Origin of the sequence: Mycobacterium sp. WUMAC-067, from assembly GCF_020217485.1 — a bacterium.
GTDB lineage: Bacteria > Actinomycetota > Actinomycetes > Mycobacteriales > Mycobacteriaceae > Mycobacterium.
Window position 1 is genome coordinate 1 of the sequence record NZ_JAEKMI010000085.1, and the last position, 9,839, is coordinate 9,839.

Here is a 9,839-nt window from a genome sequence, read left to right on the forward strand (position 1 = left end):
ATCGTCGGCGCCCAGCAGCGGTCGGCGGTCGCAACGCTGGTGGAACGAAAGATGCGTCTAACACTGCTGATTCGACTGCCGAATGGACATTCGGCACAGCATGTCGGGGATGCCCTGATCGCAACGTTCACCCAAATGCCGGTCAAACTGCGCCGGACCCTGACTTGGGACCAGGGCAACGAGATGTTTCATCACAAACGTATCGAGGCGGCGACAGGGCTGAAGATCTACTTCGCCGACCCACACTCACCTTGGCAACGCGGAAGTAATGAGAACGCCAATGGGCTTGTACGCCAATACTTACCAAAGGGCACCGACCTCAGCATCTGGGACGACGGCCAACTCCGGCAGATCGCCGATGAACTCAACGACCGCCCACGACTGTGCCTCAAGGACAACACCCCGACCGAACTTCTGCGACGATGGGAGCGTCAGTACACACTTCACTGATTCGCAACGATGAGTGGAATCCGCCCGGGCACCAGTGGCCGGTTACACCAGTCGGTCATCTCGGCGACTACCTTGTCGGTGATCCGCGAGATCGTGTCCTTGGATACCGTGGCGCCGTAGACGTCGGCGAAGTGGGCAGCGACCTCACCGGTGGTCAATCCCTTTGCCGTGAGTGACAATACGATCTCGTCGATACCCGTCAGCCGACGCTGACGCTTCTTGACAATCTGCGGCTCGAAGCTGCTGTTGGTGTCGCGAGGCACTTCGATCTCGACGGCGCCGATCTCGGTGAGCACCGTCTTGGCCCTGGTGTCGTTGCGGGAGTTCCCGCTGCCGCGCCCGGCAGGGTCGTGCTTGTCATAGCCCAGGTGCTCGGCCATCTCGGCATCCAGCGCGGTCTCCAGCACGTTCTTGGTCAACTGATTCAGCAGCCCGTTCGGGCCGACCAGCTCGACACCCTGTTCTTTTGCCTGCGCCAGCAGCTGCTCAGCGAGCTGCCGTTGATCCAGTTCCATCGCCACAGGATCGAGTGTTTCTGACATCGTCAGTCCTTCCCGCCAAGCTCACGCTCGGCGTGACAGACCAAGATCAGATCCACCGTTGTTCAGACAGTCCCGCCAGCCTTTACGCATGACGTAGTCGAGCCAAGTACCGGCGAACTGGGAGGTGAGCACGGCTGCGATTACCTGTGTGGTGTAGAACTTTGAGCTGATGATGCCGGCGTCGAAGGCGACATTGGCCAAAACGATGCCGGGGCCACCGCGGGCGTTGGTGGTGATCGCAAGGTTGATCAGGTCAAGTCCCCGGAAACCCGCGAACCGCCCGGCGAGCGATACCGACATCACTTTGATCGCGCAGGTGCCGACAATGAAGATGACGATCATCCATACCGAGACGCCGCGGATGAGATCCAGCTTCAGGCCGACGATCGCGAAGTAGATGGGAATGAAGAAGGCGAAGGAGACTTTGCCGATTGCCTCGAGCGCGTCGGCGAAGATCCTGCGCTTCCTATGCGCGACGGCAAAACCTGCGAGGAACGCCGCGAAGACGAGGTTGACGTCGAGGGCTCCGACAACTGCGCAGTATGCCAGCAGGACCGCTATGGGGTAGCCGGTGGGCGACTGCCGCGCAAAGACATTCCAGCGAGAAGTGTTGATGCGCTTGATGACGCGTGGAACAAGCTTGAGCCCGAGGATGAAGTAGGCCACCGTTGCGAAAAGGTGCCAGAACATCTGCCACGGATGCAGAGTCGTCTTGCCTGAACCGTGTGTCCAGGATTTTCAGGTCGGCGAAGATTTTTGACACCGCCGGCACCGAGGTGACAGCGACCCCGACCGCAAGGATGACGTGGCTTCATCGCCCCCACTGCCCGCACGAAATACCCGCCGGAGCGAGAACCCTCCTGGTCCGCAAGCTCATTGACGGCGCGCAAAACCTGAGCGGTGGCCTCGTGGCTCACGGCCCGGATTCGCGGGATCCTCCCGCCGTCTCCCGGCTGATTCGGGCCCAGCGGTTTTGTAATCGCTACAAGCGCACCAGGCCGCGCAGCGGCACAAGCCCGAGCTCCTTATGGGTGAGGAATCCAGGCGGGGCGTCACAAACGGCTGGAATCGCGTTCGCGGGGCCCATCGCGGTCCAGGTGTAGCCCGGCTTCGGGTAGTTGCCCTGCGCATCCGGAGGCGCTTGGAGGATCAGCTCGGTGGGTTCGTCGCCCTCGATCACGATGCGATAGTGATAGTGACCGCCCCAATCAGGCTGCGGCTCAATGGCATTGTATTCGTCCATCGTGTACATCTCGTGGAATGTGATGAAGGTCTTGTTGTCCACCCAAGTCGTCCACTTGTGATGCTGTGAGGCGACTGTTCCCTTCTTGATCACGCCCTTAAAGCCTGGCATGTCGCTGGTCGGCCCCCCTTCGTACCGGATGTCGCGCGTGGCCGTCCCTAACTCTACATCCGTTGTGTACTTGTCGACCGTCTTGCCGAATCCGTCCGCCACCATGGCCATCGACTGGGCGAACAACGGCCATGCGTTCCCCAGGAGATTCGGTCCGGCCAGAAACTCTTCGGGATCGCTCCCCATCCCCATCTCGTGCAGGTACTTCAAAGTGTCCTTGCCGAAATTCACCACCTCGTAGATGTGGATAGCGTCGATCCGGCTGACGATTCGGGCCAGCGTCAGCACGAGCAGGTCTCCGGCAAAGCCAGGATTGATACCACCTGCGTGGAACGAAGTACCGCCCTCGTGACACGCTGCGTCGATCTTGTCGATATCCGCCTTGCTGTGTTCGGTTCGATACCACCATGCGCCACCCGAGGCGACGACGTTCTTGCCCCCGCGCAGCAGACGGCAGACCTCTTCGGGATCGGACCAAAGTGGCGCATAGAACACGCAATCGGCGTCAAGCGCTTCGATGGCTTCCTTGTCGGTGGTCGCAAGCACACCGATCGGCGCGGCGCCGACGAGCTCACCGGCATCCTTGCCAACTTTTTCCGGACGATTACAGAGCACGCCGACCACCTCGTACGCAGGGTTACCGACGAAATGGCGAAGCGCCACCGTTCCGACGTTGCCGACGCCCCACTGGCCCGACCTGGACCGGAGCAGATGTCGAGATGGTTCCTGGAGCCGCACTCCCCGTAACTGATATCGCCGTCATGCGCGTAGTCACGGTAGATCCGCAGCATTCGTCCCACGCCAGGTTTCTTCGCGGTCGCACCTGCGGGCGCGGGCCGCTTCCATAGATCGCCCGACTCGGTGCGACGCTCGGGACCCAGGCCGGCATCGAGCGCAGCGGTCAGCGGTTCGTCGGCCTTTCGCCCGACGTGGCGCAAGCCCAGCAGCCCCAGCCACCGCCGCCAGCGCCGTGACCTGGACGCCGAGCGATTGCATTGGAAGTTCCGACGCGAAAACCGAGCCGTACGGGCGCTTAGTCAGCGCCCGGTAACCATTGGCGGTGAATGCGAAACCCAACACGGACACCAACACGGCTGCCAGTCGCTTCACAGCTGTCCTTTCCGTCGACCGCGGGCATGACGTACACCGCCCACTAGTTAACGAATCTAACTGCCCGGCTTTCGGCCATTTACACCCCTCGGGTCAGCCCGATATCCGGCCAAAAGATTACGTTTCGCTGCGTTGCCCGGATTCCCCGGAGTCCCCGGGCCTGCCGGCCTTCGCGGGGTCCTCGATCACGTGATATGTCGGGTCGATCATCGAAATGGGCCCGCGACCGCGGCGATCACCGTCACCGCATCGGCGACCACCCCGCCGGCCGGCTCAGGCATCACCGGATCGGGGTCCACCGCGCGCAACCAGACCGTGAACATTGACCGCACCGCCTCGGCCCGCTCGGCGAAGCGACGCAGCCAGCCCCGCACCGTCTCCACCGGACGGGCCAAGTCGGCCGCGATCCGGCGAAACCCCACCCGCCGCCGCAACGCCTTGGCAGCCAGCGCCGACACGATCACCGCCGCAGTGTCGGCACGGCGCAGCAACGCGGTCACGGGCAACAACACATGCGTCACCCCGCAGCCGGTGCATCGCGACCGGCGAGGACACAACCGCACCGACCCGTCCCGACCGCGCAGCTGTCGCGGCCTGGCCCACCCCCAACGCGCCAGCACGCTGCTGCATGCCGGGCAGCTCAACTCGCCCGCCGCCAGCCTGCGCTCGACCACATCGACATCTGCCTCTACCGTGACCACTGCGCCTCCAAGCGCGAAGACGGCCCTCCCGCAGACTCCGCCCAGAGACATCGGGAGGGCCGCCGCCCACAACGACGTGATCACCGTGCCGCCCCGACACCACAAAGACCAAACGCAGAAACGACCGGCCGACGAACTGATCACCGTCAGTGCCGGATCGCTACCCCCAAGTGCTCAACCTGAATGCCCCCGAACACGGTGCGCCGGGTTGGATGAACACGGCGCCTACCGAGCCGAAGCGGGCCCAGTCGGCGAGGGCGTGACTGGTCAGTTCGGGTCCGTTGTCCATTCGGATGTGTTCGGGCTTGCGGCCAGTGGTCATGATCAGTTCGTCGAGCAGTCCGGTGGTCTGATCGGCGTTCCACGACCGACGTGGCCGTGTCGCCAACGCCTCGCGGGTGAACTCGTCGATGACGTTGAGGAAACGCAGCTGGCGGCCGTCGACGGTGAGGTCGTGCTGGTAGTCCAGCGCCCACACGTGATCGGGGCGGGCCGCCGCCATGCGCCGGTGCGCCGCACTGTGGCCCAGGCGCAGCCGCTTGCGGGTCTTCGACGGACGTTGCAGCCGTTCGTCTTTCCACAATCGGTGCGTGCGTTTGGGATTGACCACGAGGCCTTCTGACTTGGCGATGGCGTGCGCCTTGCGCCAGCCCCACCGCGGATGGCTGATGGCGATCTCCCGCAGTCAGGCGCGCAGCCGCTGTTCGACGCCATCGGGTCGTTGCGGCCCATACTGCTGCACCGAGCGGTGTTGGCCGACCACCCGGCAGGCACGCCGCTGCGAGACCCCGAACCGCTCGACGAGCATCACCACCGCTCGCCGCCGACGGTCGGGGCTCACCAGTTTCCCCGGCTCATCTCCTTGAGCATGTCGATGTCGAGGGCCTGCTCGGCGACCAGCTTCTTGAGCCGCTGATTCTCCCGCTCAAGCTCCTTGAGCCGTTTGGTGTCTTCGGCTTTCATCCCGCCGTACTGATTTCGCCAGCGATGCCAGGTCTGCTCACTGACCTCCAGATGCCGGCAGACCTCCCCGAGGTCTTTGCCCTCACCGAGCAGCCGTTCACCCTCACGAAGCTTGCGGACCACCTGCTCCGGTGTATGCCGTCGACGTGCCATGAATCGAGTCCTCCTCGCCCCAATTCTGGGGCATCGGACTCCCACAGGAACTTGATCAACCAGGGGGTAACTGGTAGCCCGAGCCGGCCTGTTCGCACAGCGACACCAAGGTCGCGTACGCCGGTGCCATCCGGGCAGCAGAAATGGCACACCACGCCGCTGTGCGACTAGGTGCGACTAGGTGCATAGCACTGCGGTCTGACGGGCGTGCCAAGTGGTTGACGTGTATGTGCAACGTCTAGTATCAGTAATCAAACGCTTTGTCTGGAAGCGGTCCAGAACCGCCGCGACAATGCGAACGGCAGCCCACACGGGGCATTACATGGAGGACACCTTGAGGAGACGTCCGTGACGTACACAATTGCCGAACCCTGCGTCGACATCAAGGACAAGGCATGCATTGAGGAGTGCCCGGTCGACTGCATCTACGAGGGTGCTCGGATGCTCTACATCCACCCCGATGAATGCGTCGACTGTGGGGCTTGTGAACCGGTCTGCCCTGTCGAAGCGATCTACTACGAAGACGATGTGCCCGAACAGTGGAGCCAGTACACGCAGATCAACGCCGACTTTTTCGTTGAGCTGGGGTCGCCGGGTGGTGCGGCCAAGGTCGGCATGACCGAGAACGATCCCCAAGTGGTGAAGGATCTGCCACCGCAGGGCGAAGGCGACTGAGCGCGCCGGTGCTGCAGAAGCCCGGGATGGGCCGACTGGGGGTACCACCCGCTCGCAGGGGAGTGTCGGCCTCCCTGCCGGATTTCCCTTGGGACACGTCGGCCGAGGCGGAGGCGCTGGCCGGGTCCCATCCGGACGGCATCGTCGACTTGTCCATCGGCACTCCGGTAGATCCGGTTGCGCCGGTGATCCGAGAGGCGTTGGCGGCCGCCAGTTCCGCGCCGGGCTATCCGGCAACCGCCGGTACTGCGCGGCTGCGTGAAGCGGCAGTGGCTGCCCTTGACCGCCGCTTCGGCATCACCGGGCTGACCAAGGCGGCCGTGCTGCCGGTGATCGGTAGCAAAGAACTCATCGCCTGGCTACCGACCCTGCTGGGCCTGGGCCCAGCGGATGTGGTCGTGGCGCCGGAACTGGCGTATCCGACGTATGACGTCGGCGCCCGGCTGGCGGGAGCGCAGGTGCTGCTCGCGGACTCGCTGACCCAGTTGGGCCCGCAATCGGTGACACTGGTGTATCTGAACTCCCCGAGCAACCCGACCGGGCGCGTGCTGGGCGCCGAACACCTGCGCAAGGTGGTGGGGTGGTCGCGCGATCGTGGCGTTGTGGTGGCTTCCGACGAGTGCTACCTGGGATTGGGCTGGGATGCCGAGCCATTGTCGGTGCTGCATCCGTCCATCTGCGATGGCGACCACACCGGGCTGCTAGCGCTGCACTCGCTCTCGAAGAGCTCGTCGCTCGCGGGATACCGGGCCGGTTTCGTCGCCGGTGATCCCGCCCTGGTCGTCGAACTGCTGGCAGTACGCAGACATGCCAGGAATGATGGTGCCGACGCCGGTGCAGGCTGCCATGGTGGCCGCGCTGGACGACGACGATCACGAAAAGCTGCAGCGCGAGCGGTACGCGCGGCGGCGGGCGGCCCTGTTGCCGGCGCTGCGCTCAGCCGGTTTTGCTATCGACTATTCGGAAGCAGGACTCTACTTGTGGGCCACCCGCGGTGAGCCATGCCGGGACAGCATCCGTGGTTGGCCACGCGCGGCATCCTGGTGGCGCCCGGCGAGTTCTACGGCCCGCGCGGTGCACAGCATGTGCGGGTTGCGCTGACCGCCACTGACGAGCGCGTCGCCGCCGCGGCCGGCCGCCTCGCTTAGCTTGCGCACCCGCGTGGAGGGGGCGGGCGGCAGAATGCATCGAAGGCGTTGCCAAGTGCTTCCTTAGCGCTCAACCTCGGGTAAAGAATGTGGTCGTGACAACTTCGACTGGCAAGCAGCGTATCCCGGCGACTGTCGGGGACATAGCCAAGCGCGTCTTTCTGGGAAAGCCGCTGATTACCGAGAACCTGACATCCGAGAAGTTGTCGAATCCCGTTGCGCTTGGGGCACTTTCACCGGACGCAATCTCATCGACCGCATACGGCCCGGAGCAGATCTTGATCGAACTGCTGCCCCAGGCCGGGCTGGCGGCGTTGGCGCGCGGGAGAATTTCGGACCCCGGGTCGCGCAGGTCGCGGCCGCTGCACTGTTGATCGACTATGTGGTCACGGTGGCAGTGCAGTCGGCGGCTGGAACGGTGGCGGTGGTGTCGGCGATCCCGGTGTTGGGTCCCTACAGCCTAGCCATCACGGTTGGCGTGGTGCTTGTCATCTGCTACCTGAACCTGCGTGGCTTAAAGGAAGCGGGAATGCCGTTCGCGGTGGCGACCTACTCCTTCATCGCCATGATCAGTCTGACGATCGTGGTGGGTGTCATTCGCGAAATATTTTGGGAATTACCGGTGTACGACCCGCATCACCTGGCCGGAACGGTGCCGGTACAGCAGGGCAACGGCTTGGTGATGGGCGCCACGATCCTGACCTTGCTGCGTTCGTTCGCCAACGGGGGTTCGTCATTGACCGGGGTTGAGGCGATTTCCAAATACAGTCGACGTCTTCCGAAAGCCGCAGGGCGTCAACGCACGTCGAGTGCTCACCGCGATGGCCTGCATTCTCGGGTTCTTGCTGGCCGGTGTCGCCTATCTCGCGTACGTCACTCATGCAACGCCGTATGTCACTGAATATCCATCGGTCTTGTCGCGGGTCGGTCGTGCGGTCTTCGGCAACGGACCAATCGGCGATATCTTCTTCGTCCTCGTCCGTGATCGAGCGCCGGTTCGCGCTGCCCGAGGTGTCGCTGGCCGAAGTCGCGGTGGCGGTCTCCGGTGGCCGGTTGTTGGCGTCGGGCTGGCCCGGGGAGTGGGTGCAACACGAGTCGACCCTGCCGCCAAGGCAGATGAGGCCGTAATCCTGTGCGCTGTCGTGTGTTTAAAAGACAGCAAAGGAGGCGGCCGGTGGTGGTCGGCGATGATGAGGCGAGGGTGCGGGCCGAGCGGGCCCGGGTGATCGGATTGTTCCGGTACCAGTTGATCCGGGAGGCCGCCGAGCCGGCGCACTCCACCAAGGAGCGGGGAAAGATAGTGCGCGAGTTGGCGTCGCGCGAGCACACCGACCCGTTTGGGCGGCGGGTGCGGATCTCGCGGCAGACCATCGATCGGTGGATTAGGGACTGGCGTGCCGGCGGGTTCGATGCGCTGGTGCCCAGCCCGCGCCAATGCACGCCGCGCACCCCGGCCGAAGTGCTGGAGCTGGCGGTGGCGCTGCGTCGGGAGAACCCCGCCCGCACCGCCGCGGCGATCCGCCGGATCCTGCTCACCCAGTTGGGCTGGGCGCCCGATGAGCGGACCCTGCAACGCAACTTCCACCGGTTGGGGCTGACCGCCGGCACCGGTTGCGGGTCGGCGCCGGTGTTCGGCCGGTTCGAGGCTGAGCACCCCAACGACCTGTGGACCGGGGATGCGCTGCACGGCATCGCGATCGCGGCCCGTAAAACCTATTTATTCGCGTTCTTGGATGATCATTCCCGGCTGCTGCCCGGCTATCGGTGGGGGTATGCCGAGGACACCGTGCGGCTGGCCGCCGCACTGCGCCCGGCGCTGGCTTCGCGCGGCGTCCCCAAGGCCGTGTATGTCGATAACGGATCGGCCTATATAGACACGTGGTTGTTGAGGGCGTGCGCGAAACTCGGTGTGCGCCTGGTGCATTCGACACCGCATCGGCCGGAAGGGCGAGGGAAGATAGAGAGGTTTTTCAGGACCGTGCGTGAGCAGTTCCTGGTCGAGATCACCGGCGAGCCCGACGTCGCCGGACGCCACCACGTCGCCGATCTGGCCGAATTGAACCGGCTCTTTGCGGCCTGGGTCGAAACTGTCTACCACCGCACCGTCCATTCCGAAACCGGGCAGACCCCGCTGGCCCGCTGGTGCGCGTCTGGCCCGGTCGGCCTGCCCGCCCCGGAGGCGCTCACCGAGGCGTTTTTGTGGGAGGAGCACCGCCGCGTCACCAAGACGGCGACCGTCTCGTTGCACGGCAACAGCTACGAGGTCGACCCCGCACTGGTTGGGCGCAAGGTGGAGCTGGTATTCGACCCGTTCGATTTGACCCGCATCGAGGTGCGTCTGGCCGGCGTGCCGATGGGGCTAGCGATCCCGCACCACATCGGGCGGCACTCGCACCCCAAGGCCAAACCCGAAACCCCGTCGATACCACCGAAACCCACTGGTGTCGACTACGCGCGGCTGATCGAGACCGCGCATCAGACCGAACTGGCCCGCGGCGTCAACTACGCCGCCCTGACTGGGGCCGACCAGATCCCCGGCCAGCTCGACCTACTCACCGGCGAAGAGGCCCAACCCCGATGATGGACAACCTGATCTCCTACTACGGTTTCTCGCGCACGCCGTTCGGCCGCGACCTGGCCCCCGGCATGCTGCACCGCCACAGCGCCCACAACGAAGCCCTCGCCCGCATCGGCTGGTGCATCGCCGAACGCCGCATCGGCGTGATCACCGGCGAGGTGTCCG

8 protein-coding genes and 6 pseudogenes are annotated in these 9,839 nt (G+C 64.5%); 7 read left to right on the top strand and 7 right to left on the bottom strand.

Going from position 1 to position 9,839, the window contains the following annotated elements; all coding sequences use genetic code 11:
* Nucleotides 1–450: IS30 family transposase (locus JF781_RS26560; RefSeq protein WP_225330509.1), on the top strand; the 450-nt coding region annotated here is incomplete at its 5' end.
* Nucleotides 451–482: 32 nt separating this feature from the next.
* On the opposite strand, the pseudogene JF781_RS26565 reads toward JF781_RS26560, so the two are convergent.
* The 7 genes and pseudogenes from JF781_RS26565 to JF781_RS26600 all read right to left on the bottom strand — a co-directional run.
* Nucleotides 483–965, bottom strand: a pseudogene (locus JF781_RS26565) (transposase); the annotation flags it as partial.
* Nucleotides 966–1,013: 48 nt separating this feature from the next.
* Nucleotides 1,014–1,682, bottom strand: a complete 669-nt coding sequence (locus JF781_RS26570) for a cation:proton antiporter (protein WP_007168473.1) — start codon at nucleotides 1,680–1,682, stop codon at nucleotides 1,014–1,016.
* A gap of 292 nt (nucleotides 1,683–1,974) precedes the next feature.
* Nucleotides 1,975–3,084, bottom strand: a complete 1,110-nt coding sequence (locus JF781_RS26575; RefSeq protein WP_007168472.1) for a hypothetical protein — start codon at nucleotides 3,082–3,084, stop codon at nucleotides 1,975–1,977.
* Between the two features lie 596 nt (nucleotides 3,085–3,680).
* Nucleotides 3,681–3,914: pseudogene (locus JF781_RS26585) on the bottom strand (hypothetical protein); the annotation flags it as partial.
* 403 nt (nucleotides 3,915–4,317) lie between these two features.
* Entirely contained in the window at nucleotides 4,318–4,767 is a 450-nt protein-coding gene (locus tag JF781_RS26590; RefSeq protein WP_007168470.1) for a DDE-type integrase/transposase/recombinase, read from the bottom strand.
* A gap of 75 nt (nucleotides 4,768–4,842) precedes the next feature.
* Complete coding sequence (locus JF781_RS26595) at nucleotides 4,843–4,998, bottom strand: hypothetical protein (RefSeq protein ID WP_154074411.1); 156 nt, start codon at nucleotides 4,996–4,998, stop codon at nucleotides 4,843–4,845.
* Nucleotides 4,995–5,273 (bottom strand): transposase, encoded by a 279-nt coding sequence (locus JF781_RS26600; RefSeq protein WP_007168468.1) that lies wholly within the window; start codon nucleotides 5,271–5,273, stop codon nucleotides 4,995–4,997. The genes JF781_RS26595 and JF781_RS26600 overlap by 4 nt, the downstream gene beginning before the upstream one ends.
* Before the next feature lie 348 nt (nucleotides 5,274–5,621).
* Between JF781_RS26600 and fdxA the strand changes: the two genes are divergently transcribed.
* The 6 genes and pseudogenes from fdxA to JF781_RS26630 form a co-directional block, all read left to right on the top strand.
* Entirely contained in the window at nucleotides 5,622–5,948 is a 327-nt protein-coding gene (gene fdxA, locus JF781_RS26605; protein ID WP_007168467.1) for a ferredoxin, read from the top strand.
* A gap of 62 nt (nucleotides 5,949–6,010) precedes the next feature.
* Nucleotides 6,011–7,096: pseudogene (gene dapC, locus JF781_RS26610) on the top strand (succinyldiaminopimelate transaminase).
* A 95-nt stretch (nucleotides 7,097–7,191) separates the two neighbouring features.
* A pseudogene (locus JF781_RS26615) lies at nucleotides 7,192–8,079 on the top strand (DNA-binding protein); the annotation flags it as partial.
* Nucleotides 8,072–8,224 (top strand): annotated as a pseudogene (locus JF781_RS26620) (hypothetical protein); the annotation flags it as partial. The pseudogenes JF781_RS26615 and JF781_RS26620, both read left to right, overlap by 8 nt.
* Before the next feature lie 46 nt (nucleotides 8,225–8,270).
* A complete protein-coding gene (locus tag JF781_RS26625; RefSeq protein WP_007168461.1) occupies nucleotides 8,271–9,677 on the top strand; it encodes a DDE-type integrase/transposase/recombinase in 1,407 nt (468 codons plus the stop codon).
* Nucleotides 9,674–9,839 (top strand): annotated as a pseudogene (locus tag JF781_RS26630) (AAA family ATPase); the annotation flags it as partial. The gene JF781_RS26625 and the pseudogene JF781_RS26630, both read left to right, overlap by 4 nt.

Coding starts and splice junctions, on each gene's coding strand:
- JF781_RS26600 (WP_007168468.1), bottom strand. CDS start 5,273: ATGGCACGTCGACGGCATACACCGGAGCAGGTGGTCCGCAAGCTTCGT.
- JF781_RS26570 (WP_007168473.1), bottom strand. CDS start 1,682: ATGTTCTGGCACCTTTTCGCAACGGTGGCCTACTTCATCCTCGGGCTC.